This is a genomic window from Rhodococcus sp. USK10 (assembly GCF_019378875.1).
Lineage (GTDB): Bacteria > Actinomycetota > Actinomycetes > Mycobacteriales > Mycobacteriaceae > Rhodococcus_F > Rhodococcus_F pseudokoreensis.
The window spans coordinates 2,946,174-2,972,024 of the sequence record NZ_CP076048.1 but is presented as its reverse complement, the minus strand read 5'-3'; the positions used below and the strand labels follow the sequence as shown (position 1 = coordinate 2,972,024).

Here is a 25,851-nt window from a genome sequence, read left to right as displayed (position 1 = left end):
GGTCGCCGTGGTTGCATGCGGCCATGCTGAAGCTGAACGGGATCGACGAGTTGGTTGCGCGGGTCGGCACCGACCTCGGCACGACGGACTGGTACGCCGTGACCCAGGACCGGATCACGGCCTTCGCGCACGGCACCGAGGACTTCGAGCGGATCCACCTCGACCCCGAGCGGGGCCGGGAGGCCGGATTCGGCGGCACGATCGCCCACGGAATGTACACACTCTCGCTCGGGCCGAAGTTTCTCTACGAGGTCTTCGAGATGACCGGGCACTCGCTGGGACTCAACTACGGGTTCGACACGGTGCGGTTCCTGAACCCGGTCCGGGTCGGTTCGCGGATTCGAATGACGGCGCGACTGCAGGATGCGCGGCCGATCGACGGCGGATATCGGTTCACGATCCGGCAGACCTTCCAGATCGAGGGTCACGACAAACCCGCCTGCGTCGCAGACGCGGTCGTGGCCTACTTCCACTGAACACGAGGAGAGTGACGTTCATGCGCGCAGTTGTCGTCGAGGAACTGACCGGCCCGGAGGCCGTGACGTTGGCAGAGGTGCCCGAACCGCACGGCGCCCACCCTCGGGCGGACGGTCAGCGACTACTCGTCGACGTGCACGCCGCCGGACTGTCGTTCATCGACCCCCTGCAGACCTGGGGGAAATACCAGAACGGCGTGCCCACACCGTATGTGTGTGGCAGCGAGTTCGCGGGTGTCGTGGCCGAGGCACCGGTCGGCACCGACTTCCGGCCGGGCGACCGGGTCGGCGGAATCGTGTGGCACGGCGCGCTCGCCGAGCGAGCTCTGGCGCTACCCGACTACACGGTGAAGATCCCGCCGTCGATGTCGTTCGTCGAAGGCGCGGCGCTCTACATGAACTACTCGACGTCCTGGTACGCGCTGCATCGGGCGCAGGTTCGGCCGGGGGAGTACGTGCTCGTCCACGGCGCGGCGGGTGGGGTGGGCACCGCTGCGCTCGACCTCGCGGACACGTTCGGGGTGAAAGCGATCGCGGTCGTGTCCAGCGACCGGAAGGAAGAGGTCGCGCGCCGGCACGGCGCGCACGCGGTAGTGCGGTCGGACGGGCCGTGGCTCGACGAGGTGCGCGACCTCACCGACGGGCGCGGCGTGCACGTGGTGATCGACCCGGTGGGCGGCGACCGGTTCACCGACTCGCTCCGTGCACTGCGCCAGGGCGGGCGACTCGTCGTCGTCGGATTCACCGGCGGCTCGATTCCCACCGTCAAGGTCAACCGCCTGCTCCACCGCAATCTCACCGTCACGGGAATCACCATGGACAACATGGAAACCGAGTATCCCGGCACGCTGCGGATGGTCCGGGACGCCGTCGAGACGCTGGCCGCCGAAGGACGGATCCGGCCGTACGTCGGGGCCACGTTCCCGCTCGACCAGACGGCGACCGCACTGCGCGCGCTGGACGATCGGGCCGCGCTCGGCAAGGTCGTCGTCGAGGTGGTACCTCGCGGTGTTACGGAGGTGGTGCCGTCGGCCTGACGGCACGAACTCAGGGAACCGCCGGGGCGCCGAGGACGGCCAGCCCTCGTTCGACGACCTCGGCGAGGCTCTCCGCGGCGACGACCAGGGCGGGGTCCGGGTCGGGGCGCCGCCGGTTGCGTTTGACGAACACCGAGATCGTCGACGCCGTCTTGTAGTGGCAGTAGGCCAGGAACCAGTCCAGGTCGGCAATCGGGCCGTCACGCTCGGCGCTATAGGCAGCCAGGAGTTCGCCGCGCGACGGCATCCCGGTTCCCGCCGCAACGTCGGCCGCCGACCGCGAGCGCCGGAACCGGTGGACCGGGTCGGTGTGCATCAGCAACCACGCCAGATCGGTGCGGGGATCGCCGACCGACCAGATCTCCCAGTCGATGATCGCGGTGAGATCCTCGCCCGCGAACAGCATGTTCGCGAGTCGGTAGTCGCCGTGCAGCAGCGTGGGAGCGACCGGTGCCGGGATCCGGTCCGCCAGCGCGGCGTGCAGTTCGGCGTGACGAGGCGCGATGTCGTCGTCGACGGTGTCGAGCAGGCGCTGCCAACGCGCGAGTTCCTCCGCGATCGGGACCACCGGTTCGTTCCCGACTCCCAGCGCGACGGGGTCGAGGTTCTGCATCCGCGCGAGCATCCCTGCGGCTCCGTGGGCGCGGACGGCAACCGTGTCAGCGGAAGGCGGGGAGCCGGCTTCGTCGAGGAGAGGTTCGTAGGACTGTCCGTCGACAAGGGTCATGCCGAAGAACGGTGGCCGTTCGGGTGTTCCGCTCTCCTCGAAGAGGATCGCCGGCACCCGGACGCCGGGTGCCGCGCCGAGGAGACGGATGATCCGCGCCTGCCGGAAGACGTCGCGGTTGCGGACCGGTTCCAGTCCGGGGGGTGCCATCTTGAGGACGATGCCCGCGTCGGGCAGGCCGGGGCGGCTGAGAACCGCTCGGTAGGTCAGGCTCGACACGCCGCCCGGCAGTGCCGAGGGCGCCGATATCGCGGCTCCCGGCCATCGGCGATCCGCGGCGGCCGTCGCCCGTGTGGTCAGCGTGTTCACGTCGAATTCCGTCACGTCTCCACGATCGGGCCGGTCGGCCGGTACCGCAAACACGCGCGTCGCTGTCACTGAAGAAATCCACAGTGCTCCCTCGGCGGTTGCTTCGGATGATCTCCGGTGCGTGGTAGAGCTTGCCTATGACATCGATCAGCGGATACCGGTACTCGAACGATGCTGGGCTGGAGCGGTTCTCGTTGCACGGTAAGGTCGTGGTGGTGACCGGGGCGTCGTCCGGTCTCGGCGTGGCCTACGCGCTCGCGCTGGCTCGCGCGGGTGCCGACGTCGTCCTCGGGGCGCGGCGTGGCGACAAACTCGCAGACACCGCGGAGCAGGTGCGGAAGTACAACCCCCGCGTGGTGGCGGTGGAGACCGACGTGACGCAGGTGGACCAGTGTGATCGCCTGGTCGAAGCCGCCGTCGAGGCATTCGGGCGGGTGGACGTCCTCGTCAACAACGCGGGCACCGGCGGCGAATACCATCACGTGACGCAGGATCCGCCCGACCATTTCCGGTCCGTCGTCGACGTCAACCTGCACGGCTCCTACTGGATGATCCAGGCGTGCGCGCGGGTGATGGGCCGGGGAAGTTCGATCGTGAACGTCTCCAGCGTCATGGCTCTCACGACGGCGAAGATGCCCGCCGCCGCGTACAGCGCGAGCAAGGCGGCCGTTCTCGGATTGACCAGGGACCTCGCCGCCCAACTCGGACCGAGCGGGACCCGTGTCAATGCCATTCTGCCGGGGGTGTTTCCGTCCGAGGCGACAGCGCACTACAGCGAGAACTACAAGCGAAAGATCATCGACGCGCGGATACCGCTCGGCCGGATCGGCGATCCCGAGGACGTCGCGGCGGTGGTGGTGTTCCTCGCGAGCGACGCATCCGGATATCTGACCGGGGTAAGTCTTCCCGTCGACGGCGGCGTGCTGGTGAACTGAGCGCTGCGATCAGCGCTGTACCACCGAGGAGGTGACCGTGCGGGTGTTGAGGCCATCGCCGCCGTCGACGGTGAGGAACTGGCCGGTGACACTGCGGGCGGTGGGGGAGGCGAAGAACGCGACGGCGTCCGCGATGTCGGCCGGGTCGACGAATCCGTTGGGCATCGACGCGAGCCACGCGTCCTGGATGTCCTGTGGCATCGACAGAATGCCGGAACTCGCGGTCATCCCGGGCAGGACCGCGTTGGCGGTGATACCGAGGGAGACGTTCTCGGCCGCTACCGTCTTGACCAGACCGAGCAGGCCGGCCTTCGTGGTGCTGTAGGAGACCTGCGCCGGCATGCCCTGCGTGCCTGCGGTGCTGGAGATGACGACGACACGCCCGTACCGTCGTTCGCGCATCCCCGGCAGGCACTGCTGAAGCACCCGGAACGTCCCGGTGAGATTGACGTCGAGATCCTTCCGCCACTTGTCGATCGACATGCTGTGTGCGGCGCCGAACATCGTCGTCAACCCGGCGTTGGCCACATAGACGTCGATGTCGTCGAGGGCCGGCAACTCGTCGGAGGCGATGTCGGCCCGGTAGGTGCACCCGGGTGCACGGTCGAGGGTGACGACGTCCATCCCGTCGGCCTCGAGTCGGGCCACGATGGCCTTGCCGATACTGCCGTCGCGTGCGGCGCCCGTCACGAGTGCCTTGCGGCGGCGCGGGTCGGTCATGCGGATCTCCGTTCGTCGGGGAGCGCGTCTGCGCGCACGGTGTTGTCGTCCCGCGCTTCGGCGCAACGGCTTTCGAGGTGGAAGGCCGGGTGATCGCGCAACCGGAGGACGAGAAGTGCGGTCTGGATGCTCAATTGATGGGACGCGTCTCCGGTGACGTCGAGTCCCGTGAGGGTGTGAACCCGCGACAACCGGAGGCGGACGGTGTTCTCGTGCACACCCAACCGGGCGGCGGTGCGGCGCATTCCGCGATTCTGCTCGAACCAGACGGCCAGCGTGCGAATCAGTTCGGTCGCCGCTGCCGCGTCGTCGTCGAGGAGTGGGCCGAGCATGTCGTCGATGAAGTGCCGGATCGCGGAGACCTCGCCGTTCGCGAGGAAGAGCCGGGCCGGTCCCAGGTCGTCGACGGCGAGAACGCGGTGCCGGGTTCCGTGGGTGAAGCGGTCGATGCAGCGCACGACCTCCCGTGCCTCCCGGTACGCCCGGGCGAAGGAATCGGGTTCGTACACCGACGACACCCCGGCGATCAGTCCGCTCGCCGGGCTCAGTTCGGCGGTCGCGGCCTCGAGGGTCGACGTGATGCGCCCGACGACCGCGGGGGACGCCGCCCCCGCGGGTGCCTCGATCAGCAGGAGGATCCCCTCGGAACCCCGGGTCGACAGCACCTCCAGGCCGAGTGCGCGCTCGGTGTACTCGGCGAGGGAACGGTCGAGATCGTCGGGGGCGCCCTCGGAATCGCGCACGTACACCAGGGCTCGGCGTGCGTAGACGTTCACGCCGAGGTACTCGGCGCCCGCCGCGAGGTCTTTCCAGGCGCCGGAACCCCGGACGAGTTGCCGGGCGAGGTTCGACCTCGCGTTCCACGCGACTCGGGTGATGCGGCGCTGGGTGAGGAACTGGGCTCCGATGCGGCGGGCGCAGCGCAACGTCACGTACTCGTCCGTGGGATGGAACGGCGTCGGTTGTTCGTCCACGACGAGCCATCCGAGGTGCTCTCCGCGCTCGACGACGGCGCTGAGGATCTTCCGGCGAGACAACCCGGTGCCGAGTTCGGCGGGCAGCAGCACCGGGTCCGCACTGGGCGGGGTCGTCGTGGTGTGCCCGCGCACGATGTCGCGCAAGGGCGGGAAGGTGGTCTGCCTGCCGGCCTCCGGGCGGGTGGACGCGACGACGTGTCCCTGGCGGTCGAACAGGGTCACCGCCTTGCCGGTGGCCTCCGCGCAGACCCGGACGATCGCGGACAGGCAGTCGACCGCGACCGCGGCGTCGTCGAGAAGTTCGTCGAACACGCTGAGCGGCAACTGCTTACGGCCGGTATTGGCGTCGGAGGTGGACATCGTGGTCCTCGCTTCCGTGTCTACCGGGCCATGGTCAGCTGTGATGGGTGAGCAGAAGTGTGCGGACTGACGCCGCATGCTCGATGGCCGCCTCCATCGATGCGGTTGCCGGTACCAGCGTGATGTTGTCCGCACCTGCCTCGACGAACGAGTTCAGCCACTCGGCCACCTGCTCGGGTGTTCCGGCGGGGGCAAGATGGCGGAACTTGTCGCGCGGCAACTGATACAACGCCTGCATCTTCTCGCCGACGAGCCGGTCCGCGACCGCGGCATCCTTGTCGAGCCCGCACCAGACGTTGACGCCGAACGAGTCGGGTGCCCGGTCTTCCTTCGCTGCCGCATCGAGAATGGCGGTACGGGTCTCGGCGAACCGGCGTGGAGTGCAGAAGATGCCGAGCCAGCCGTCGCCGTAGCGGGCGGTGCGGCGGATGGCGGATTCGCCGCGGCCACCGATCAGAATCGGCACCGCCGGCTGCGGCGCAGGCAGGATGCGTGCCCGGTCGAGGGTGAAGAACTCACCATGATGGGTCACTTCCTCGCCGGTGAGGACGGCGCGCAGCACCTCGAGCGTCTCGTCGAGGCGACGGCCGCGGGTGCTGGGGTCGACCCCGCTGTTCGAGATCTCGGAGCGGTCCTCACCACCGACGCCGGCGCCGAGGACCAACCGGCCCGGTGCGATCTGCGACAGCGTCGCGATCTGACGGGCGGCGAGCATCGGGTGCCGCAGTCCGAGCAGGTACACCCCGATGACCACCGACAACGTGTCGTGGGTCGACAGCACCGACGTCGCCGACACCATGCCGTCGAACCCGGTTCCGCCGTGGAAGCTGATGTGATCGCCGACCGTGATGTGGTCGAGACCCGCCTCCGCGGCGGAATCGAGGAGCAGTCGCCGATCAGCAGGTTTCGGGACGAGGAGTGCGTCCGTGACCGACAATCCCACTCTGATCGACACCCTGATCTCCTTTCATGCGAATGGACTGACCATAAACTTATCGGCGGGGCGATGGCAAGGGGCGGGGCAGGCCCCACCACGTCTTCTGGCCGTTGATCACCCAGCCGTCAGCGGTTCGCTCGGCGCAGCAGTTCATCGCGGCGACATCTTGTGGTGTCGGCAATCGAACGAATGAGACTGGCGGGTTCGGTTCGGTGTGCCCATATCATCGGTCCACGAGCATCGACCGGGCGCCGGCTTTGGCGGCCCAGAATTCTCGGCTGCCGCCGTCGCGGAGCGGGTCATTGTTCGGTCGATCAGGCTGCCGGCGTGGTCGGGAGTGAGTACCTCGCAGGCCGGTACCAGTTCGTTGCCGGGTACTTCCCACAGCGACAGGCAGGTGGCCGGGGGCCGACGTACGGGCGTTGCGGGCTGTCAGGTGCGCGCTGTCCATCGGGTGCGAGGCCGAACGCTATCGGGGGACTGCTGCGATCGACGATGTGTCGGAACGCCGGCAACTGTGCGTGGGGCCCGTCGTCTCCTCGGCGACAGTGAAGTCGGGCCCGGCCGAGGGGTCGCGATTCCAGGACGATTCATTTCTGTTCCATCAATTCTCGACGGGTCTGGCACTCCGGATATCGTTGTGTGAGTGGCCTTGTCTCACTCACCCTGAACTACTTCGGAAAACACGTCGTCCCGGCCACGGAGAGGCCGGGACGACGTGCCAGAGGCCGGAAGTTGGCCCCCGATCAGGTGGTCACACGCAGGGAGAACCGAAAACCCGCGGCGTGCTTCCATTGGACTCGTCACGTCTTGCGAGACTTTTCGCTGCTGTAAGAAATGGAAGTGAGTGCAGTCGGTAATATTTCCACGTTCCGAGCCGTTCTCTTCCGAAGCTGTTGCTTCTGATGTGGGCGCGGGTCAGGGATGTTGGCCGTGTTCCCGCGGCAACATCATCAATCCTCAGGCAGCGAAGAAGATGGCGGGATGCGGTGTTGACGCCAGTGTCGCGTCAGCTCTTCCGCTTTCGGATGAGTTGAGTGGACTCGAGGGCCTTCTCTCGCTTCTCCGCCCGGCGCTCCTTGAGGGCACGTGCGGACTGTTTCGAACTCTTGACGGCGGACTTGTCGGCCATTGTCGGTCCTTTCCGAATCGGCAACCGCGAACTGACGTCGACCATACCCAACAAAAGAAATAAGTCCAGTTCAGCGGACGAAATGCGAGGCGGCATCGGTGATGCCGGGTCGTGACGAGGGGTCGGGTGGTGCCTCGGCGGGCGGTTCCCCGATCCGAGATGCGCTACGCCCCCTTTTGTCCGGTCCGGTCGTCGTGAAGCACCAGTCGGGAGCTTCCGAGGTGCAAGGCGCGCAGTAAATTTCACGGGACTTGATTATTTCTTACCGATGGTTATGGTGCAGGGCAGCGTTAGTGGAATCTATTTGGAGGACTGAAATGTGAGTGCAGCTACCGATCGTCAGTGGGCGGTTCGCGACGCTGTTCTGCGTTGGCTTCTTGCGAAGACAACGGAGGGTTATCGCAGCCCGATTCTGGACGCGGATGCCATCGGAGCGGAGGTCGGGTGGGTGGCCTCGGCGCTCACCCACGACGAAGTGGTCGACGCCTCGATGTTTCTCTTCAAGGAGAACTTTGTGACAGGCGTCCCGGTAATGGGTATCGGGATTCCACGACCGATGCTGACTGTCGCCGGACGCCGGGTGGCCAAGGCAGGCAAATCGTTGAGGTCCAAGATCGACGCTCACGAAGCGAAGTTGCGCCAGCGTCTACCGGCCCCGCTCGCAGAGACATCCGCGACGACGGCGGCAGTGAGGTGAACGAGAGAATGGCTCGACCGGTCACTCGACGATGAGTTCGTGAGCCTGGGGTTGAATTCGGAACCGTTGGGGTCTGCACCGTCATCGGGCACGCTGCGCCGACACCGACGAGGTCATCCAGTCCGGTGGCGTCCCCTGAGGTAGGTGTCCGCGTACCCGCACTCTGTGCCGCGAAGGTCCGTCCACATCGGCGACGGCCGGCAGGGAACTATCAGCGAAAAATACTGAACGATAGGAGAATTCGATGATTTTCTAATGGGTGGCAAGGTGTTTCGGACGTCGTAGCGTGGGCGCTGGACGGATTGGTCGATCGCGGGCAGAGTGACTCACAGTTTCGCCGGCCCGTCGCCGTTCGCGTGGCTCGTCGATGGGCACGTTATTTGCTGGTGAGGGTGTAGCGGTCGGCGATGGTGTTGCGGTCTTCTCTCGTGGGGTGACTGCATGCCCGTCCGTGATCTGGCCGACTGCACTCGGAGCCAACCAATTGATTTCTAGACGAAGGCAGGAATCGTCCATCATGAGTGTGACATCCGACCGCAGGACATCGTCGACCCTCACGGGTGCCGGGTCGATCAGCACCGCGGAGATCAAGGCCCGACTCGCCGTGATGTTCGCTGACGACAACGCCGACACCCCTTCGCCCTCTTTGCCGCCTGCACGCGAACTGGGCTCTACCGCATCACGATCCGCACCGCCCGCCACACCCGGCCCATCCCGAGGAGGACCTGTCCCGTGAATCTCAATGTCGCTCTACTGCTCCTTGTCCTCGCCGGCGGAATCGGTGGCACCGCCCTCATCCAGGCCGCGTTGCGTCGTTCCGCCGACCGCGGTCGACGTGCGGTGTTTCACGTCGACGGCTGATCAAACCCGGTCAAGCTCGCCGGGGGTCGAGAAGGGCAGAGGTGGGCGATCCTGCGATGGGGGTGGGTCTGGTACGGGCGCTGCCGCGGATCCCGCGCCGGCCCACGAACCTATCGACCTGCGTGACAACGCCGGTCTCGGTGGCGGCTGCGACCGCGGCTCGAACGGGCACAGTCGGGATGAGGCCATGTGATTAGCGCGGAGGGCGCAAATGACGAATCCGATGCCGGGCAACTCGGACAGATCCGGCGCGACGGCCTTCACGGCTGAATCGAGTGCCTTCATGCTGGCGACCAACTCGGTATCGAGGGTGCAGATTCGTCTCGCTAGAGGACTGATCGAGGCGGCGTAGTCGGGTTTGGGATCAAGTTTGTGGTGTATGAGTCACGTTCGACTCGTGATGTTTGAAACCGCGAGTGCGCGGTGACGGTTGCTTCTAACCTGCAAGGTGAACCATCGACCCTCCAGCACGCGCCGTCAGGGGAAGTTGGCGCGTTTGCCGTCTCTGATCGTAGACGCCACCGCTGCAATCGCGACGCCGGAACGAGCCCCGCAGAGTGTGGTGCGCGGAGCGCCCCACCGGATGCGGCATCCGCAACAAGAACCTCGGTCACACGGAGGGACCGGCCGGGACCGGCTCCTCGACGACGTCGAGGGGAGCGCTCTGTCGAGGTCGATTATCGGCGGCGACGAGATCGACGTCCGCACTTGACCGTGGATCGGGGAGGTGTGATCGGGCCTACCCCTCTGGTTGACGTGGTTGACGGCATAACGCGGTATTATGGTTGACAAGGTTGACGCAAGGGGTGGGTGTAGGTGTGATGACGTCGCTGGTGGAGCAGGAGAAGCGATTGATGGAGGCGCTGTCGCAGCGTGTGCACCGCACGTTCGCTGCAGCCGCTGCGGCCGGTGTGCCCACCGACGCGTTCGCGGACGTGCAGGCGATCGCTGATGCGATGTCGGCTGCGCTTCCCACCCATCATGTCTATGACCAGGTCGTGGGCCCGTTTTACGATACGGCCGGGCTGACTCGCTGGTGGAATGTCAGTCGGCAGGCGGTGAGCAAGAGGGTCGCTACCAACGCCGTGATCGCCTGCCAACTCGAAGAGGGGCAGTGGGTCTATCCGGTGTGGCAGTTCACCAGCAGCGGCACCGTGGATCCGACGCTGGTGCAGGTGTGGCGTGTCCTGCGTGCGGGGGCGGACCCGTGGACGTGTGCGCTGTGGCTGCGGGCACCGCAGGATGCGTTCGGCGGTAAGACCGCGGCGGGCTGGTTGGCCGAGGGCGGCCGGGTCGACCCGGTCCTGGTGGCGGCCCGCGCGGACGTGCAGCGGTGGGAGGTGTGAACCGTGAGGACGTTGCTCTTCTGGCGCCCGGACCACGCGCGCTCACCGGGTTTCCTGGTTGGCGGTTGACTGGGAGGCGGCAGGTCAAGCGTGGTCACCGGGTCTCGAATGGGCCGTGGGGGTTCTCCTCTTCGGGTGGCGGACGATTCGATCTGTCCGCGCCGCGGGGTACGTGTTACGTCGCATTCGATGAGGCGACGGCGATCCGGGAGACGGTGGGGGAGGCGTTGGCATCGCTCGGGGTGATCGCCCACGACTTCGCGGCCGAGCGGGCACTGTCAACTCTCCGGGTACCGGGCACCCATGACCTCGCCGACACCTGCGCTGACGCGGCTGCCGCGTTCGGGCTCACCCGGGAGTTGTGTTCGATGACACCGTACGACGTTCCCCGGTCGTGGGCGGCGGCGTTCGATGTCGAGTTCGACGGCATCCGGTATCGGACGCGGTTCACCACGGGCCCGGCGGCGAATGCGGCCGCAGTGTTCGGTCCGGCCGGTGAGGTGTCCTGGCCTGTGGACCCGCGCCCGGAGTCTTTCATGGCGGCGGCGAAGCGTTGTGATATTGCGGTACAGCCGCTTCCGCGGTCGGTCCGGGTCCTCGATCCGCCAACCTGACGATCCAGGGCCGGCTCGGTTCGACTGACAGAGGGAGTGTCACCGCACTCCACGCCGTCACGTTCTCGGTGAATGGTGGATTGATCGAAACGCCGATGGCATTCGAGAGCACGACCTCGAGCCGGGATTCGCCGCCTCGACGTCGTGCTCCGTCTAGAGCATCGAACTGCCACCGTTCACGCTGATCACCTGACCGGTGACGTAGGACGCCTCCTCCGAGGCGACGAAGGCGACGGTGGCAGCGACTTCCTCGACGGTCCCGGGGCGGTTCATCGGAATGAGGTTGCGCATCTGGGCGCCGAAGACCGCCATGTCTTCTTTCACTTCAGGAGCTGCGGACGCCAATTTGGCTGCGGCCTCCGGTGTCTCGATCCACGCGGGGGCGACCGTGTTCACCGTGATCCCGGAATGCGCGAACTCTCGGGCCAGTCCGGTCCCGAACGCATGGACCCCACCCTTGGCGGCGTTGTAGATCGCGTGCCGGTACAGACCGTTGCGTACGGATTCGGCACCGATGTGCACGATCCGTCCGTAACCGGCGTCCACCATGTGAGGCAGCGCTTCGAGTGTGGTGTAGACGGTCGTCCACAGGTTGCGGTCGATAGTGGCCCGCAAGGTTTCCTCGGTGTGGTCGAAGGTGGGAAGGATGACGCCACCGCCCGCGCAATTCACCAGCACGTCTACAGCGCCGCGTTCGGTGACAGTCCGTCGGACGAGTTCGGCGGCGTCCTCACGTTGTGAGAGATCTCCGACGATGGTGGTCACCGACGCCGCGTTGCCGGGGCGAAGGTGCTCGGCCACCGCCTCCACCGCGTCGGCACTGATGTCTCCGAGGACGAGGTCCGCCCCCTCGTCTGCGAGTCGCACGGCGATGGCGCGGCCGATGCCGCTGCCGCCCCCGGTGACAACCGCAGTCCGGCCCTTGAATCTGTTCATGTGGGGTACTGCCTTCCGCTGGAATAAGTTGGACACGAGAGTGTTCAGTCTTCGTTCGGTGCTACGTACACCCGACCGTCGGTGACCACGGTCCGGTACTTCGTCAACGCCAGCACCGCGGGAAAACACAGGGGTGCTCCGGTACGGACATCGAAGCGGGCCATGTGAAGCGTGCAGAGTACCTCGTGCCCCTCGAGTTCGCCTTCCTCGCCGAGCGACCACTTCTCGTGGCTGCACGAGTCGGATGTCGCGAAGAACTCGCCGTCGACGCGATAGACGGCGATCCCACCCTCGGCGTCCAAGCGTAGGGTTTCGCCGTCGGCCAGATCCTCCTCGTTGCACGCGAAGATCAGTGCTTTGGTTGATATTTCCGGTGCCATGATCGGCCCTCTCGTGATGCGCGGATACGGTGCGCGGTGACGGTTCAGATGATGAAACTGATCTTGCCTTGGGGATCGAGCATGTCGTGAGCGAGAACGGCCCGCTTCCTGCGGATCAGGAAGGAGGAACCTCGAGGTGCCAGGTCGTAGTCGTAGCGGCCGACGTACGTGTCGAACTTGCCGGCTTTCGCGCGGTTGATGATGAAATTGGCTGTGACGGAAATCGACTCGTTGCTCTGCGTCAGGATTCGCACGTTCCCGATGATCCGACTGGTCTGTGAATGGGGAAATTCGGCATGCGCCTCCGGCTTCTTGAGGCGAATCACCCTCTGCTCGAGCATGGTGCGGCCGTCGTGGATGAGTGACCACGTGAGACCGGGGTCCGCGTCCGGCCGGTCCGTGGCGGGCACCTCGTACGTGCAGTCGAGTGTGAACAGGTCGAGCCACTCCTCGAGCCGCCATTGGTCGATCAGGCCCGCTTCGTGGAAGAGGAATTCCTCGACCGCGCTACGCGTCGTGATGGTGGATGTCTCTGACACGGAAGTCATAGGGGTGTCCTTCTGAGGTGACTGGCGGATGTGCGGCTTATCGAACGAGGTCAGGCGTCGGCAGCCTGCTTGTCGAAGGGAACGAACGACGTGCCTTCGGTGGGGAGTTGCTGTCCGGTGATGCGCCGGTTCCATTCCCGCCACCAGGACCGCATCTGCAGTTCGTCGTTGGCCGCCGGCACGGGCTTGCCCATTCCCTTGGACACGTCGGACCAGCCGACCTCGCCGCGTGCACCGAACCCCTTCTGCGCCTGTTCGAGGGCCTCGACGTCGTCGGGGGTTGCGAGACCCGCCGGTCCCCAGAAGGTGAGTGCATTGTTGATGCGGTATCTGACGAACTCCTCGTCGACACCCTTGGGGATGATCTGCCAGCCGGTGACGAGTGTCTCCGATGCACTCACCGGGTAGAACGTGCGCAGCGTCAAACCGAAGCTGAGATCGATCAGGATGAGGCTGGGGAAGAACACCGAATTTCGCGCCAAGCCGAACATCGCGTTGGCATAGTTCTCACCGAAGGACTGTTCAGCCTGCGACCGCAGGTCGGCGAGGGTCCGCTTGACGCTGTCGGTGGCCAGGGGTAGTCCGTTGGCCGGATACATCAATGTTGCGTGCCCGTTGGGGAATTCGGTACCCATACCGGCGGGCGCCACACCGTTGACGGTCTCCTTGCCCAGCATCGGTGGTGTGGCACCGAGCTCCATCATCATTTCGAAGTAGGTGTGGTGAACGGACTTGGCGTGATACCCGTCGATACTGTTCTCGACGAGGAGCTTCCAGTTGGCTTTGAGCGAGTACTTGTGGGTTCCCTCCAGGATCGCGACGCCTTCGGGGGACTGATCGGCTGCCAGATCGATGAAATAGCGGGCGTCGCCGAGGTACGTCAGCAGATCAGGCGCGTCGGGATCGAAGTTCACGAAGTAGAGCCCCCGGTAGGAGTCCACCTGCGCCGGAGACTGCAAACCTTTGTACACGGCAGCCGGCTCGCTCTTGTAGTCCTCGTTGCCGGGCACATTGACCAACTCGCCCGAGTTCCGGTACGCCCAGCCGTGGTAGAAGCAGGTGAAGATCTTCGCATTGCCGGAGCTGTGCCGGCAGACGGAGGATCCGCGGTGCAGGCAGGTGTTGAGCAGAACCCGGACGTCACCGTGGCGGTCGCGGTTGAAGATCACCGGTCGGCCGCCGACGTCCCGGGTCTGGAAGTCGTTCTTGCCGGGTATTTCGGACTCGTGTCCTACGTACAGCCACGTCTTGTCGAAGATCTCTTTGCGCTCGCGCTGCAACACGTCCTCGGAAGTGAAGGCTTCACGGTTGACCCGGAAAAGGTTGTTCTCACGGTCGTCGATGATGAAGTGCTCTGCGGTCATGGGGCTGATCCGTTCTGGTGAGTGAGGGCCGCGCCGGCGGCGTGAGTCAGTGGTGGTCGGCGACGCTGGGATCGGTGGTGGTGAGGTCCCGGAAGAGCCAACTGTCGGGATCAGAGCCGGTGGCCGGGACGACCAGCACGGCGGTGGGGCCGATTGCCATCCAGTTCCGTCCGTCGTCGTCCGGTTCGGCGGGCAGGATTTCCACGGTGGTGAAGACTTCGTTGCTGAGGTCGTGGGTCCCGATGATCACGTTGACCTTGCAACCCTCGGTTTCGATGTGGAGGATCTTGTCCGGACCACCCTTGAAATGCTGGATCTGACGCATGGGTGCCTTCCTTATCGGGCCGGTGTCTGTTCGCCGACGAGGTCCGCGAGACTCCCGCCGCGACGGTGGTTCTTGCGGAACGCAGCGACTGCTCTGGGGTCGTTGACGCTGACCTGGGCGATCGGGTTGTGGTCGGCGTCGGTGTAGACGGCACGGAAGCGGCCCTCCGCGATCGCCCCCTCGCGATGGGCGAGTTCACCGAGCGAGGGCCTCCCGACTATCTGGATCCGGGAGCCGTACTGGTCCGACCACACGTACGGAAGCTGCGGTGCAGGGGGTTCGGCACCGGTCACGATCGCGGCGACCGCGTCGGCCTGTTCGCCGGCGTTGGTCCAGTGTTCGATGCGCGCCCGGACTCCCAGCAGCGGATGTCGACGCAGGGCGAGGTCTCCGATGGCGAAGATCGACGGGAATCCCTCCACCTCGAAGGCGTCGCTGCAGTGCACCCCGCCGTCGATGGGAAGCCCACTGTCCTCGAGCCACTGAGTGTTGGGTACTGCGCCGACGCCGACGACGACGAGATCCGCCGGTACTTCGCTTCCGTCGGCAAGGACGGCGCCCTCGACGTGCTCACTGCCCCGGAAACACTCCACCCGCGCTCCGGTGATGAGCTGGGCACCGCCGAATGTGTGAATCGACGCGATCTCGCGTCCGACCTCGTCGCCGAGAACCTGACTCATCGGGATCTCGAGTGCCTCGATCAGGGTGACGTCGAGGCCGCGCCCCCGCGCCGCGGACGCGAATTCGGCGCCGATGAAGCCTGCGCCAACCACGGCCACCCGCGGTCTGCCGGTGAGCGCTTCTCGCAGAGCCGTAGCGTCGTCGAGCGTTCGCAGCGTGTGAACCCCCGCCGGCACGGCGGGAACGGGGAGAGTGCGTGCGTGAGCACCGGTGGCGATCACCAACTGCTCGTACGCGAACTGCTCACCGGTGTGGGTGACTACCACCCTCCGTACCGGGTCCAGAGCGGTGGCTCGCACGCCCAGCCGGACGTCGAGGGCGAACTCCGCTGCGAGCTCGGGTGTGAGGAGCCGCGGAACATCCGTGGCGTGTCCCTCGGCCAGGAGGTCCTTGGACAGAGGGGGTTTGTCGTACGGCCAGTGCTCCTCGCTCTCCAGGAGCACGATGCGCCCGGCGAACCCGCGCTGCCGCAATGCGATTGCTGTTCTGGTGCCTGCAACCGAGGCGCCGACGATCAGGAAGGACATAGTCGAAACGTAGCCACGTATCACGCCCGGGTGGTGTGCAGTTCCGGCCGCTGGAACCGGAACTTGGTGACGAGTCGGCGAGCATGGAGCCCGGCTAGCGTCGACTGACGCGCGTCCGCGACAGGATCCGCAGAATGACGGCACCTGCGACGTTTGCGGCGACGGCTGCCGACGCCACGCCCAGCAACGTTGCAGGCGTGCCGATCGCATGGGAACTGTGCAGCCAAGCGATCGCCGTCGGTAGTCCGAACCCCAGGTAACCCAGGCAGTAGACCCGGCCGGTCATCGTCCCCAGCCGGCCGGGCGGGGCCAATCGCTCGCAGTCACGCAAGCACCCGACCAACGTCAATCCGTATCCGATGCCCAGCACGGATGCCGCGACCACGACCAGCCAGATCGACGCGGTTGCGGCGGCAACGGCGGCGGCGAGCGTGCCGGCCACGAAGAGTGTCAGTCCGATCCTGCGGGCCGGGCCCGATCGTCCCGCCGTGCGCCCGACGAGTCGCTGCGCGACGAAGCCCAGTCCCAAACTCAGTAGACACAGCAGTCCGGAGAACGCCGTGTCGAAGCCTTTCAGCTGAGGCGCCACGATGGGCGGGAGCACCGCGTAGGCGATGCCGAGGGCGCCGAAGATCCACGGTGCCGCGGGTATCACCAGGAGGTGGAATGCGCGGGGAGGTGGTATTCGATTCCTCTCCAACGGTTCTGGCCGAGCCTGCACCGTGCTGTTCGTCGGCGATCGCGTGATCAGCACGGCTCCTGTTGCGCAGAGCACCCCGTGCAGCAGAAAAGGCGCGGTGGCCGGTGTGGGAGCCCACTGGGCGAGGGCGCCCGCGGCACCTGCACCCATCGCGAAGCCGCTCGTCAGGCTCATGGCCGACGCTCGTGGAGCGCGGCCGGGTGTCGTGGTCAGCGAGTCGAGCGCCAGCCCGCCGACCACCATTCCGATCCCCAGAGCCATGCCGGTCGACATTCGCCCGGCGAACATCAGTGCGGGGTCGTGTGACCCGGCCGCGACCAGGATCGAACCCAGCGCGCTGACGGATACGGCGAGAACGAGGGGAGTCCGGGTGCCCCAGCGGGCGGCCAGCCGATGCGCGAGGAGGAGCGAGGGGATCAGGCCGATGACATACGCGAACAGCAGTGTGTTCACGGCGAGTTCGCTGAACCCGCGTTCCGCCCGGTACATGGTCAGTAGCGGAGTGAACTGATTGCCGCCCCACGCGACCACGAACATTGCCGCACAGAGTGAAAACCAGTTCCGGTCGCGATGCCCGGCTCGCAGCGATCTTGCCGGAGCAGGTGGTGATATTTCAGCCGGTACGGACTGCGGTCGGGGCATCGGACTCTTCCTGGATTCGCGGAGGCGGAAACAACCGATGGCCGACGCCGGATCGTGGATTCCGGCGTCGGCCATCGGTTGTCATCGGAGAATCAAGCAGAGACCAGGGAGCGATCGATCAGTGGCAGTTCGGGTCGGCGATCGGAGACGCCGGCGGCGTCGGCGAGATCTCCGGAAACCTTCCCGTCGCGGAAGAATTCGAGGAAGACCGGGTTGAACAGGTCCGGTCGGTCGGTCTGGCCCTGGTGGCCACACTCGTCGGGATAGAAGAACTGAACGTTGGGCAGGTGGTCTTCCTGGACGTACCCCCACTCGACCGGTGTCAGGATGTCCTGGCGGCCGTAGAGGTAGAGCCCCGGAGTGCTCAACCGGTCGAGGCGCCCCTTGGTGACCAGACGGGCGGCGCGATTCTCGTCCGTCCAGTCCGTGATCCGCCGGTACTGCAGGAGAGTGGGCCAGAACTTCGCGTGCGCGTCCATCCGGTCTCTCGCGGAGAGGTAACGCATGTCGATCAGATCTTCACTGATGGCCTCACCGCGATGGATGATCGCCGCCATCATCGTGCGCATTCCCTCGCGTGTGCCGTCGTAGGCGGTGAGGCGGAACTCGCCCGCCGGCGGGGTCAAGTGCTCCGGGACCACGTCGCCGACATCTCCCGCGATCAGAATGAAGCTCGTGACCTTGTCCGGGTGTGCAACCGTGTAGTTGACCGTGTTCATGCAGCCCATGGAGTTACCTGCGAGGTGGAATTCGTCGAGGCACAGAGCGGTGGCGAACTGGTCGATGAAGTCGACGAAGGACTCCATGCCGTCCGGCCAATACTCCTCACGAGTATCGGACAGGCCGAATCCGGGCATGTCGGGGCAATAGACGCGGAAACCGTTCTCGCCGAGGTATGGGGCCATGAATCGCCATCCCGCGAGGCCGGATGAGCCGGGCAGTCCGCCGTGGAGCAGGATGACGGCGGGGCCCGACGTGCCGGCGGTCATATAGTGGGCGCGGGCGCCGTTGGCCAGTCGGACCCAACGGCTGGCCAAGCCGGGAACGTCGACGAGATTTTCAGCAGTGAGTGCCATGATGATCTTCCTTTATCGGTGAGAAGTGGTCGGTGACGAGTGCGCCGGATGCCAGTCCGAGAAATTCGAGCGCATTCTCGCGGAGGATTCTCGGCACGGTGCCGGGCGGCAAATGCTCTGCCGCAGAGTTCAAGTCCGCCAGTCCATCTCCAGGTTGGCCCGGGATGAAGGGGTGGTCGCTGCCGAGCAGGATCTGGTTCGGGCCGAAGCGGTGTACCAACGCAGGCAGGAGCCCCGGGTCGAAGACCAATGTGTCTGCGTAGAGGCGTGATACGAGGCGATCCAGATCGTCTGGGACGTGTGTGGCGGCCAAGTGGGCGCCGAGGCGAAGTCTCGGGTATGCCCAGGGGAAGGTGCCGCACCCGTGGACCATGGCTATGCGTAGTCGTCGATGACGGTCCAGCACCCCGCCGAAGACAAGCGCGGTAGCCGCCAACGCGGTATCCGAGGGCATCCCCAGTCCGAAGTCGTAAGTGAACCCCGAACGGCGTACCGCGCCACCGCCGCCGTCAACGGGATGGACCATTACGGCGAGTCCGAGACCGTCGACCGCATCGAAGAAGTACTCGAGTGCCGGGTCGTCCAATTCCATCCCGTTGATCCGGGTGCCGATCTCGATCGCACGCAGTCCCAGAACTGCGGACAGGTAGTGAAGTTCGGATAGGCAGTCCCGAGGAGACAAGAGGGGAACTGTTCCGATTCCGATCAGCCTGCCATCGCTGTCTTCCACTGCGCGGGCGATGGACTCGTTGATCCACCGGCAGTACGCGGCGAAGGGTGCCGGCGCGGCGCCGTACTCCAGGGTGACCGGAACAGGGGAAATCGCCTGAACCCCGACGCCCGCGCGATCCATGTCCTCCAGGCGCGCCGGCACATCCCAGAGGGCGCGCCGGACGGCGCGGAAGTCTTCGGATCCGCGGACGAGCCGTCCCTCCGCGGGAGAATCGAGCACCATTCGGGGTGCTTCTGGAAAACCTGCGATGACGTCGGCAGGAGGTGCGTCCTGGGGGAAGTAGTGCGCATGCACATCGATGGTGCCGGGTGGAACCACAAGGGTCTCCTTTCGCGCGCATCCGTGGCTTGTTCCGTCCGGCCTGCCCGCGTCGTCGGGCAAGCCGGACGGAGGGAACGTTAGGGGCTCGGTGCGGCTGCGGCCGCTGTTGTTCCGGGGGCTGGAACCGATCGGCGGGCACGTACCCTGAATATCACCGCGCTGTGACCGCCGTTACAGTAGTTTTCCGCGGGGTCGGCGGAGCGAAGATTGCGGAGGCCCGGATGATGCAGATGGAACAAGACAAGCAGGACGACTGCGGTGCGGGGAGTTCCCCGCCCTCGATACTGGCGAAGGCATTCTCGATCATCGATGCGTTCAACGAGCGCGATCGGGTTCTGACGCTGACGCAGATCAGCAGGAAGACAGGCCTGCCCAAGTCGACGGTGCACAGATTGCTGCAGCGGTTGGGCGAGCTGGCGGTGATAGAGGAACACGGTGCCGGGTACCGGCTCGGTATCCGGCTGTTGCGGCTGGTTTCTTCCATGCCGGTGGACGGAATGCGCGAGGTTGCGCTGCCGCACTTGGCGCAGTTGCAGGCCTGGTCGAAGGAATCCGTGCACTTCGGCGTCCTCAGGGGCAACGAAGTCGTCGTGCTGCAGGCGCTGTTCGCGGTGAACCACGCGCGACCGATAGGGGAGGTCGGCACCCGGATCCCTGCGCACCTGTCCGCGATGGGCCGGGCGATGATGGCGCATCTGCGGGAAGAGGAACTCACCGAACTGCTGGCCGGACCTCTGGTGGGACTGACGCCGAAGTCGATCACGGATCCGGTCCGAATTCGCCACGAGTTGAAGCACGTTCGAGTGTCGGGAGTTGCCGTGCAGAAGGATGGCGTGGTTCTGGGCTTGGGCAACATCGCCGCTCCCGTGCTGATCAAGGGCCGGCCGATGGGTGCCGTCGCCGTTCAGTTCGACTCGGCGAGGGAGGTCTCGGAGTCGGTGATCAACGCCGTCAAACTGACTGCTCACCGCATCTGCCGTGACACCACCCAGATGCTCGCCCAGGGTAGGGCCGATCTCTTTCCGTTCGACGACTGACGCCGCGTTCCGGGCACTGGAACTTGCTGTGCGTGTGGCGCGCGCACGTCACACGATGGGGAGCGATACCCCCGGCGCGTGTGACGGCGCCGAGGCGCCACCTCAGAAAGGACGGCCAATGGGAGACTTCCTCGCTCTCGGCATGACCCACTACCCGCTGTTGGCGGGAACCGACGAGCACATGGCAGGTCTGCTGCGATGGACTCTTACCGACCCGGACATCCCCGTCGAGGAGAAGGACCCGGCCCACTGGCCGGACCGTATGCGTCGCGAGTGGTCCGACGACGGTGGAACCGCTGCCGCAGCGGCGCATCGTGCGGAGTTGGTGGCGAATCTGGCTCGGGTGCGTGACGCGCTCGACGAGTTCGCGCCCGACGTCCTCGTGGTGTGGGGCGACGACCAGTACGAGAATTTTCGCGAGGAGGTGGTGCCGCCGTTCTGCGTGCTCGCCTACGGAGACCTCGAGGTGCCCGCCTTCGAGGTGATGAACGAGCGAGGCAGTCCGAACTTCTGGGGGAAGCCGGACGATTTCGAGATCGTGATGCACGGTGACGCGTCGGAGGCCAGGAAACTCGCCGACGGCCTGATCGAGCGCGGATTCGACATGGCCTACTCGTACAAGAAGCGCACCGCCGCACATTTTCCGCACGCGATCCTCAACACGCAATTGTTCCTCGACTACGCCAACGCCGGCGCCGAAATGTCGTATCCCTTCATCCCGATGACGGTCAATTGCTATGGGCAGCACGCTATCGCGCGTAAAGGTGGACTGGCTAGATTCGCCGACATCGAATCGGAGGTTCTCGACCCCTCGGGTCCGACGCCGGCACGGTGCTTCCAAGTCGGCCGGGCGGTCGCGCAACATTTCCGCGACCGCGATCTCAGGGTGGCGTTCGTCGCCTCCTCGAGTTGGTCGCACGCCTTCCTGGCCGACAAGCTGTGGCACATGCGTCCCGATACCGAAGCCGACCTGCGTATATACAAGGCGCTGCGCGAGGACGACTTCGCGCTGATGCGCAACTACACCAGCACAGAAGTCGTCGACGCCGGCCAGCACGAAATTCTCAACTGGTTCTGCATGCTCGGTGCGGTCGAGGAGCTCGGCCTGCGCCGTGACTGGTCGGACCTCGTGGTGACCGACGTCTTCAACTCCAACAAGGCATTTGCCGTGTACTCGGGGTAGATCAGCGTACACGCGATCAGCTGATCGGTCATACCATTGGACGATAGCCGGGTGATCGGGCTACACTTCAGAGTGATGCCAGTCACAACAAACATATCGAGTGGTGCGCCGATGCGGCCGGAGGTGTGACGAGAAGGTGAGCCGGACGAAGACGTCAAAGGATCCTGATCGAGCGGATCTCGTGCACCAAGCAGCGGACTGTATCGGTATGGCCAGGAAGCTATTGGTCGACCACCAGCACAACCCCGACGTCGACTCTCCCACGTTGTCGGTGTCTCTTACAGCGGCACGAGGTCGCCTCGTCGAAGCGCTGACCGAGGGGCGGCTCGCCGAGACCGATATCGGAGACGCTTGCCGGGTTCTCGTCGACATCGAACGTGTTCAGGAGCAGCTGGCGAGAACCGAGGCGATTCGCCGGATCGCGGAGCTGGGCGAGGTGCACGACGCTGCGGTGACGCTTCGGGGACTTTCCCCGCGACAGATCATCGAGGCCGCACCGGAGGTGGTGTGTACACAATTACCCTTCGCGCGCTCGATGGTCTCAGCTGTGTCCGGCTCTCTGTGGCAGCCTCGCCGTCTCTATCTGCGGCCCGAGCTCGACGGCTCGCCTCTCGATTTCTCCGACTACGTCGACTCTGCGGTGTTGTCCCTGGCCGAAGCGCCTCTGGAAACCGAGCTGGTCCGACGCCGGGTTCCCGCGCTGGTCGCCGCCCCGGCCGACGACGACCGCACACACAAGGAGATCGTCAGCCGATCCCGGTCGTCGGCATACGTCGCGGCGCCGGTCATGTCCGCAGGCAAGGTCATCGGACTGCTCCACGCCGACCGGCCAGGGTCGGAGCATGTTCTCGATCCCGACGACCGGGATCGGCTGGACACCTTTGCGACCATTCTGGCTATCGTGTATGAGCAAGCGGTGCTGAAGCATCGAATTCAACTGCAGCGGGCCCGGGTGGAGGAGTCGTTCGACGCAACCCAGACGATGCTGGACCGGATCTCGAAGGCGGATGCGATTCTCTCGCATCAGGCCGCCGCGCCGGTCGAGAATTCCACCGATGATCCCGGGGAGCACCGGGTGCTCGAGATCAACAGCGTGCTGACCGTCCGGGAGCGCGAGATCCTGTCCCACCTGGCAACCGGGGCCACCAACAATCAGATTGCACAGGCACTGGTCATCTCCGAGGGCACCGTGAAGTCGCATGTGAAATCCGTGCTCAAGAAACTGCACGCACCGACTCGTGCCGCGGCGACGGCCCTCTACTCGAGTCAGGCCCGACGAGCGCGATGACAGGGAAGACGGAGGGGCGAGCGACCGTCAGGTCGACGACCGACCGCGAGTTGTCACACGCGGTCATCGTTCTCCTCGATCGGCTGCGCGACGAGTACGGCGTCGGCCCCCGCTCCCACGAGATCCGCATTGTCTCGCTCGGTACTCAGATGGCGCTCCTCGACGAGGCCACCGAATCGGCACTTGCGACATTCCCAGAGCTCGGCCCCGAGCAGCAGCGAGCGCTCGGTCGCCTCATCGTCGACCTCCAGGACGCGCGCAGCCGGATTCGCACAGTGCGCGAGGGCCCGGGTCACGTGGTGCAACCCGCCGAGTTCGCCAGCGCGATCCGGCGGCTGCGGGGCTCGGAGTCCGTTGCCGGTCTTCGCAAACGAATCTGCTTAGAGGCTGCGAACGCAGCGCGACTCGACCGAATACTCCTGTCCGAGGTGCACAACGGCTCGTGGACGGCGCTCGAGCTCCACAGCTCGACGAGGTCGGACGAGGTCCTGAGTTCCTTGCAGGCGTTACCCCTCGGCTTCGAATCAGCCGAGAGCCAGGCGTGTAAGACCAGATCCGCGGTACTCGCCGGGCCGAACGCCGACGTTCGGCCGAGTGCCGAGGTCGCGCAGATGCTCGCCGCCGACTCCTATGTGGTTGCCCCCATTACCGTGTCGACCGGTGTCATCGGTCTCGTGCACGGCAGTCGACCTTCCGGGGACCCGGTGAACGTTGTGGTCCGGGACATGCTCGGGGCGTATGCCCGCGGTTTCGGGACGTTGTTCGAACGGGCGATGCTGGCCGACCGCCTCAGCGAACAGAAGAATGTGATCGTCCAACGCCTGCAACAGGAAGCCCGCGAAGCCGAGCTTCTCGAACACGCGGATGTCAGTTTTCTCGACGAGACCTCGGCCGAGCAGGTCTCGGCGTTGCCCGGTACGCCCCACGACGATCTGAATCCCGCTGCGCTGGAATCGCTGACGACGCGTGAGCGGGAGGTGTTCACGTTGCTGGTCCGGGGCGCATCGAACGCCGAGATCGCGAACGAGCTCGTGATCAGCATCTTCACGGTGAAGACGCACGTCAAGAAGATACTTCGCAAGCTGGGCGCGATGAACCGGTCCGAGGCGATCTACCGCTACCTGGCGATGACCGGCCAACGGTGAACAGGTGCCGAAAGTCTGGCGCGCGCAGGCGGACCGTCTCGGCGGGTGACAGACTCACCGCGTACACGAATACCGCCCCCTTCGCCTCGGCGAAGGGGGCGGCCCTGTGTCCAGGTCGGGATCTAGGCGCCGGCAACCGCTTCGGCCGCTTGCTTTCGGAGAAGAAACTTCTGGATCTTCCCAGTCGCGGTGGTGGGGAGTTGATCGACGACTACTAGCTTCTCGGGAATCTTCTGCACCATGGCCTTGCGCTCGATGCGCAGGAAGTCGGCAATTTCGTCGAGAGTTGGTGCGGGACCGTTGGCAACGACGAAGGCGCATACCTTCTCGCCTAGACGCGCGTCGGGCATCGACACCGCTGCTGCCGCGGTGATGCGCGGGTGCGCCAGGAGGTGCTCCTCCACCTCCCGCGCCGAGATGTTCATGCCGCCGCGGATGATGAGGTCCTTGATTCGTCCCGTGACTCGCAGATAGCCGTCTTCGTCGACGCGGCCGAGATCACCCGAGGAGAGGAACCCACGTGCGTCGACCGACGCGGCCGTGCGTTCGGGGTCGCGCCAGTACCCGAGGAAGATGCCCGGTCCTCCGTAGAAGATCTGGCCCTCCTCGCCGGCCGGTACGGTGGTGCCTTCCTCGTTGCGGATCTCGAGACCGACACCATCGAAAGCACGCCCGTCTGAGGAGAGCACTTTCTCAGGGGGGTCGTCGACACGCACTGCCGTCACCAGTAGTCCTTCGCTACTGCCGTATACCGGCAAGAGTGTGCAGTCAGGTAGTGCCGTCTTCCATTTCCGAAGAAGAGTTTCGGGTATCGGTGCGCCGGCGCTGACCCAAAGTCGCATCGCGCTGACGTCGTGCTCGGCACCGGACTCGATGGCCCCGAGTGCCATCTGGAGGAATGGTGTCGCGGCCATGCTCACTGTGGTCTTGAATTCCGCGATACGCCGGAGTCCCTCGTTGGGCTCCCACACGTCGAGAAGGTGGATCCCGCTTCCGAGGATCAACGGAGTCGCCACACCTACGGCCAGTCCTGTCGCGTGGGTGACGGGGGAGGGCATGAACATCACGTCGTCGGGGTTCAGCCCCATCACCTGCCCGCCGAGCCCGTGGACTGTGAAAGACAGTGTGTTGAAGGTATGTTGACAGCCTTTCGGCCGCGACTCGGTTCCCGAGGTGTAGATGATGGCGTGGGCGGCATCCGCGGGCGGTGGTGGTCCGAGTTCGTCGTCGCCAGGTACATGGTCGCCGGCAATCAGCTCATCGAAGACGATCTCGCCGGCGCCTGCCGTCCCGCGCACGACGACGACGTGTTCGAGTCCGGGTACATCCTTACGCACCTCGGCGAGCATGTCCGTGTATCGGAACTTGCGGAATTCCTCTGTGACGAAGGAGATCTTGGCTCCGGAGTGCGCCAGTACGTAGCGCACCTCGTCGTGCCGGTACACCGGCATGGTCGGCACGAGAACGGCTCCGATCCGGGCGAGTGCCACGTAGATGACGACGAACTCGTTCCAGTTGGGCAACTGGACCTGAACGCGGTCACCCCGTTCGACGCCGAGCGTCTTCAGGGAGGCCGCGAGACGGTACGCCTGCGCTCGAAGTTCACCGCGCGTGAGAGTTCCGTAGCCATCGGTGACGGCGACGAAGTCCGGATCGGTCTCCGCCCACCGGTCCACGTACTGGGTCAGGCTCTCGTCGCGCCAGTACCCGTTCGATCGGAACGCCTCGACGGTACTTGCACTGTAGCGATCCTCGGGGCGAATCGCTCCCGCGTGTTCCATGACATCCATGTGCGGATCCTTGCTTTCAGGTGCCTCTCCTCATCGGGAGACAGGCC

At 65.5% G+C, this 25,851-nt stretch carries 27 protein-coding genes; 11 read left to right on the top strand and 16 right to left on the bottom strand.

Annotated elements, in window-relative coordinates:
* Positions 1-23: 23 nt before the first annotated feature.
* Both I1A62_RS20715 and I1A62_RS20710 read left to right on the top strand, forming a co-directional pair.
* Positions 24-476, top strand: a complete 453-nt coding sequence (locus tag I1A62_RS20715; protein ID WP_219459619.1) for a MaoC family dehydratase — start codon at positions 24-26, stop codon at positions 474-476.
* Between the two features lie 20 nt (positions 477-496).
* Positions 497-1,513 carry an NADPH:quinone oxidoreductase family protein gene (locus I1A62_RS20710; protein ID WP_219459618.1) on the top strand — a complete coding sequence of 339 codons (1,017 nt, stop codon included), beginning with the start codon at positions 497-499 and terminating at the stop codon, positions 1,511-1,513.
* 10 nt (positions 1,514-1,523) lie between these two features.
* Here I1A62_RS20710 and I1A62_RS20705 read toward each other — a convergent pair whose 3' ends face one another.
* Positions 1,524-2,564, bottom strand: coding sequence for a phosphotransferase family protein (locus I1A62_RS20705; RefSeq protein ID WP_219459617.1), 1,041 nt, complete (start codon positions 2,562-2,564; stop codon positions 1,524-1,526).
* A 122-nt stretch (positions 2,565-2,686) separates the two neighbouring features.
* On the opposite strand from I1A62_RS20705, the gene I1A62_RS20700 reads away from it, so the two are divergent.
* Entirely contained in the window at positions 2,687-3,484 is a 798-nt protein-coding gene (locus tag I1A62_RS20700; protein WP_219459616.1) for an SDR family NAD(P)-dependent oxidoreductase, read from the top strand.
* Positions 3,485-3,493: 9 nt separating this feature from the next.
* Here the strand turns inward: I1A62_RS20700 and I1A62_RS20695 are convergent, their stop codons facing one another.
* The 4 genes from I1A62_RS20695 to I1A62_RS46425 all read right to left on the bottom strand — a co-directional run bounded on the left by I1A62_RS20695 (position 3,494) and on the right by I1A62_RS46425 (position 7,610).
* Positions 3,494-4,204, bottom strand: a complete 711-nt coding sequence (locus I1A62_RS20695; RefSeq protein ID WP_218267810.1) for an SDR family NAD(P)-dependent oxidoreductase — start codon at positions 4,202-4,204, stop codon at positions 3,494-3,496.
* Positions 4,201-5,541, bottom strand: coding sequence for a CdaR family transcriptional regulator (locus I1A62_RS20690; RefSeq protein WP_219459615.1), 1,341 nt, complete (start codon positions 5,539-5,541; stop codon positions 4,201-4,203). The genes I1A62_RS20695 and I1A62_RS20690 overlap by 4 nt, the downstream gene beginning before the upstream one ends.
* A 34-nt stretch (positions 5,542-5,575) precedes the next feature.
* On the bottom strand, positions 5,576-6,496 hold the full coding sequence (locus I1A62_RS20685) for an LLM class flavin-dependent oxidoreductase (RefSeq protein ID WP_219459614.1): 921 nt from the start codon (positions 6,494-6,496) through the stop codon (positions 5,576-5,578).
* A 991-nt stretch (positions 6,497-7,487) separates the two neighbouring features.
* On the bottom strand, positions 7,488-7,610 hold the full coding sequence (locus tag I1A62_RS46425) for a hypothetical protein (RefSeq protein ID WP_009476095.1): 123 nt from the start codon (positions 7,608-7,610) through the stop codon (positions 7,488-7,490).
* A 319-nt stretch (positions 7,611-7,929) separates the two neighbouring features.
* Here I1A62_RS46425 and I1A62_RS20680 point away from each other — a divergent pair, with 319 nt between their 5' ends.
* The 4 genes from I1A62_RS20680 (at position 7,930) to I1A62_RS20670 (ending at position 11,128) form a co-directional block, all read left to right on the top strand.
* Entirely contained in the window at positions 7,930-8,307 is a 378-nt protein-coding gene (locus I1A62_RS20680; RefSeq protein WP_219459613.1) for a serine recombinase, read from the top strand.
* 732 nt (positions 8,308-9,039) lie between these two features.
* Complete coding sequence (locus tag I1A62_RS46420) at positions 9,040-9,168, top strand: hypothetical protein (RefSeq protein WP_257890852.1); 129 nt, start codon at positions 9,040-9,042, stop codon at positions 9,166-9,168.
* Positions 9,169-9,989: 821 nt separating this feature from the next.
* A complete protein-coding gene (locus I1A62_RS20675; RefSeq protein WP_219461301.1) occupies positions 9,990-10,514 on the top strand; it encodes a hypothetical protein in 525 nt (174 codons plus the stop codon).
* A gap of 65 nt (positions 10,515-10,579) precedes the next feature.
* A complete protein-coding gene (locus I1A62_RS20670; protein WP_257890850.1) occupies positions 10,580-11,128 on the top strand; it encodes an RES family NAD+ phosphorylase in 549 nt (182 codons plus the stop codon).
* A 153-nt stretch (positions 11,129-11,281) separates the two neighbouring features.
* Here I1A62_RS20670 and I1A62_RS20665 read toward each other — a convergent pair whose 3' ends face one another.
* The 9 genes from I1A62_RS20665 to I1A62_RS20625 form a co-directional block, all read right to left on the bottom strand.
* Entirely contained in the window at positions 11,282-12,064 is a 783-nt protein-coding gene (locus I1A62_RS20665; RefSeq protein WP_219459611.1) for an SDR family NAD(P)-dependent oxidoreductase, read from the bottom strand.
* Positions 12,065-12,108: 44 nt separating this feature from the next.
* Positions 12,109-12,444, bottom strand: a complete 336-nt coding sequence (locus I1A62_RS20660) for a non-heme iron oxygenase ferredoxin subunit (RefSeq protein WP_219459610.1) — start codon at positions 12,442-12,444, stop codon at positions 12,109-12,111.
* Positions 12,445-12,488: 44 nt separating this feature from the next.
* Complete coding sequence (locus I1A62_RS20655; protein WP_219459609.1) at positions 12,489-12,992, bottom strand: aromatic-ring-hydroxylating dioxygenase subunit beta; 504 nt, start codon at positions 12,990-12,992, stop codon at positions 12,489-12,491.
* A 50-nt stretch (positions 12,993-13,042) separates the two neighbouring features.
* A complete protein-coding gene (locus tag I1A62_RS20650; RefSeq protein ID WP_124393318.1) occupies positions 13,043-14,356 on the bottom strand; it encodes a Rieske 2Fe-2S domain-containing protein in 1,314 nt (437 codons plus the stop codon).
* 46 nt (positions 14,357-14,402) lie between these two features.
* Positions 14,403-14,681, bottom strand: coding sequence for a hypothetical protein (locus tag I1A62_RS20645; protein WP_124393317.1), 279 nt, complete (start codon positions 14,679-14,681; stop codon positions 14,403-14,405).
* Between the two features lie 11 nt (positions 14,682-14,692).
* Positions 14,693-15,889, bottom strand: coding sequence for an NAD(P)/FAD-dependent oxidoreductase (locus I1A62_RS20640; RefSeq protein ID WP_219459608.1), 1,197 nt, complete (start codon positions 15,887-15,889; stop codon positions 14,693-14,695).
* 94 nt (positions 15,890-15,983) lie between these two features.
* Entirely contained in the window at positions 15,984-17,231 is a 1,248-nt protein-coding gene (locus I1A62_RS20635) for an MFS transporter (protein ID WP_374710800.1), read from the bottom strand.
* Positions 17,232-17,323: 92 nt separating this feature from the next.
* Positions 17,324-18,307: an alpha/beta fold hydrolase gene (locus tag I1A62_RS20630; protein WP_219459606.1), complete on the bottom strand. Its 984-nt coding sequence runs from the start codon at positions 18,305-18,307 to the stop codon at positions 17,324-17,326.
* Positions 18,291-19,358, bottom strand: a complete 1,068-nt coding sequence (locus I1A62_RS20625; RefSeq protein ID WP_219459605.1) for an amidohydrolase family protein — start codon at positions 19,356-19,358, stop codon at positions 18,291-18,293. Before I1A62_RS20625 ends, I1A62_RS20630 begins: the two co-directional genes overlap by 17 nt.
* Positions 19,359-19,522: 164 nt before the next feature.
* Here I1A62_RS20625 and I1A62_RS20620 point away from each other — a divergent pair, with 164 nt between their 5' ends.
* The 3 genes from I1A62_RS20620 (at position 19,523) to I1A62_RS20610 (ending at position 22,869) form a co-directional block, all read left to right on the top strand.
* Positions 19,523-20,398 carry an IclR family transcriptional regulator gene (locus I1A62_RS20620; RefSeq protein ID WP_257890849.1) on the top strand — a complete coding sequence of 292 codons (876 nt, stop codon included), beginning with the start codon at positions 19,523-19,525 and terminating at the stop codon, positions 20,396-20,398.
* A gap of 118 nt (positions 20,399-20,516) precedes the next feature.
* Positions 20,517-21,581 (top strand): extradiol ring-cleavage dioxygenase, encoded by a 1,065-nt coding sequence (locus I1A62_RS20615; RefSeq protein ID WP_219459604.1) that lies wholly within the window; start codon positions 20,517-20,519, stop codon positions 21,579-21,581.
* A 208-nt stretch (positions 21,582-21,789) separates the two neighbouring features.
* Entirely contained in the window at positions 21,790-22,869 is a 1,080-nt protein-coding gene (locus I1A62_RS20610; protein WP_219459603.1) for a helix-turn-helix transcriptional regulator, read from the top strand.
* A 53-nt stretch (positions 22,870-22,922) separates the two neighbouring features.
* Here I1A62_RS20610 and I1A62_RS46415 read toward each other — a convergent pair whose 3' ends face one another.
* Positions 22,923-23,165: a hypothetical protein gene (locus I1A62_RS46415; protein ID WP_257890848.1), complete on the bottom strand. Its 243-nt coding sequence runs from the start codon at positions 23,163-23,165 to the stop codon at positions 22,923-22,925.
* A 315-nt stretch (positions 23,166-23,480) separates the two neighbouring features.
* Between I1A62_RS46415 and I1A62_RS46410 the strand changes: the two genes are divergently transcribed.
* Positions 23,481-24,014, top strand: coding sequence for a LuxR C-terminal-related transcriptional regulator (locus tag I1A62_RS46410; RefSeq protein ID WP_308340770.1), 534 nt, complete (start codon positions 23,481-23,483; stop codon positions 24,012-24,014).
* Positions 24,015-24,136: 122 nt separating this feature from the next.
* Here I1A62_RS46410 and I1A62_RS20600 read toward each other — a convergent pair whose 3' ends face one another.
* Positions 24,137-25,804, bottom strand: a complete 1,668-nt coding sequence (locus tag I1A62_RS20600; protein WP_124391692.1) for an AMP-binding protein — start codon at positions 25,802-25,804, stop codon at positions 24,137-24,139.
* Positions 25,805-25,851 lie beyond the last annotated feature (47 nt).

Excerpts from the sequence above, each read along its gene's own strand:
- I1A62_RS20715 (WP_219459619.1), top strand. The coding sequence starts at position 24 with ATGCTGAAGCTGAACGGGATCGACGAGTTGGTTGCGCGGGTCGGCACC.
- I1A62_RS20610 (WP_219459603.1), top strand. The coding sequence starts at position 21,790 with ATGGCCAGGAAGCTATTGGTCGACCACCAGCACAACCCCGACGTCGAC.
- I1A62_RS20710 (WP_219459618.1), top strand. The coding sequence starts at position 497 with ATGCGCGCAGTTGTCGTCGAGGAACTGACCGGCCCGGAGGCCGTGACG.
- I1A62_RS20700 (WP_219459616.1), top strand. The coding sequence starts at position 2,687 with ATGACATCGATCAGCGGATACCGGTACTCGAACGATGCTGGGCTGGAG.
- I1A62_RS20695 (WP_218267810.1), bottom strand. The coding sequence starts at position 4,204 with ATGACCGACCCGCGCCGCCGCAAGGCACTCGTGACGGGCGCCGCACGC.
- I1A62_RS20675 (WP_219461301.1), top strand. The coding sequence starts at position 9,990 with ATGACGTCGCTGGTGGAGCAGGAGAAGCGATTGATGGAGGCGCTGTCG.
- I1A62_RS46425 (WP_009476095.1), bottom strand. The coding sequence starts at position 7,610 with ATGGCCGACAAGTCCGCCGTCAAGAGTTCGAAACAGTCCGCACGTGCC.
- I1A62_RS20655 (WP_219459609.1), bottom strand. The coding sequence starts at position 12,992 with ATGACTTCCGTGTCAGAGACATCCACCATCACGACGCGTAGCGCGGTC.
- I1A62_RS20665 (WP_219459611.1), bottom strand. The coding sequence starts at position 12,064 with ATGAACAGATTCAAGGGCCGGACTGCGGTTGTCACCGGGGGCGGCAGC.
- I1A62_RS20635 (WP_374710800.1), bottom strand. The coding sequence starts at position 17,231 with ATGCCCCGACCGCAGTCCGTACCGGCTGAAATATCACCACCTGCTCCG.
- I1A62_RS20645 (WP_124393317.1), bottom strand. The coding sequence starts at position 14,681 with ATGCGTCAGATCCAGCATTTCAAGGGTGGTCCGGACAAGATCCTCCAC.
- I1A62_RS46410 (WP_308340770.1), top strand. The coding sequence starts at position 23,481 with ATGCTCGCCGCCGACTCCTATGTGGTTGCCCCCATTACCGTGTCGACC.
- I1A62_RS20640 (WP_219459608.1), bottom strand. The coding sequence starts at position 15,889 with ATGTCCTTCCTGATCGTCGGCGCCTCGGTTGCAGGCACCAGAACAGCA.
- I1A62_RS20630 (WP_219459606.1), bottom strand. The coding sequence starts at position 18,307 with ATGGCACTCACTGCTGAAAATCTCGTCGACGTTCCCGGCTTGGCCAGC.
- I1A62_RS20600 (WP_124391692.1), bottom strand. The coding sequence starts at position 25,804 with ATGGATGTCATGGAACACGCGGGAGCGATTCGCCCCGAGGATCGCTAC.
- I1A62_RS20615 (WP_219459604.1), top strand. The coding sequence starts at position 20,517 with ATGGGAGACTTCCTCGCTCTCGGCATGACCCACTACCCGCTGTTGGCG.
- I1A62_RS20650 (WP_124393318.1), bottom strand. The coding sequence starts at position 14,356 with ATGACCGCAGAGCACTTCATCATCGACGACCGTGAGAACAACCTTTTC.
- I1A62_RS20690 (WP_219459615.1), bottom strand. The coding sequence starts at position 5,541 with ATGTCCACCTCCGACGCCAATACCGGCCGTAAGCAGTTGCCGCTCAGC.
- I1A62_RS20660 (WP_219459610.1), bottom strand. The coding sequence starts at position 12,444 with ATGGCACCGGAAATATCAACCAAAGCACTGATCTTCGCGTGCAACGAG.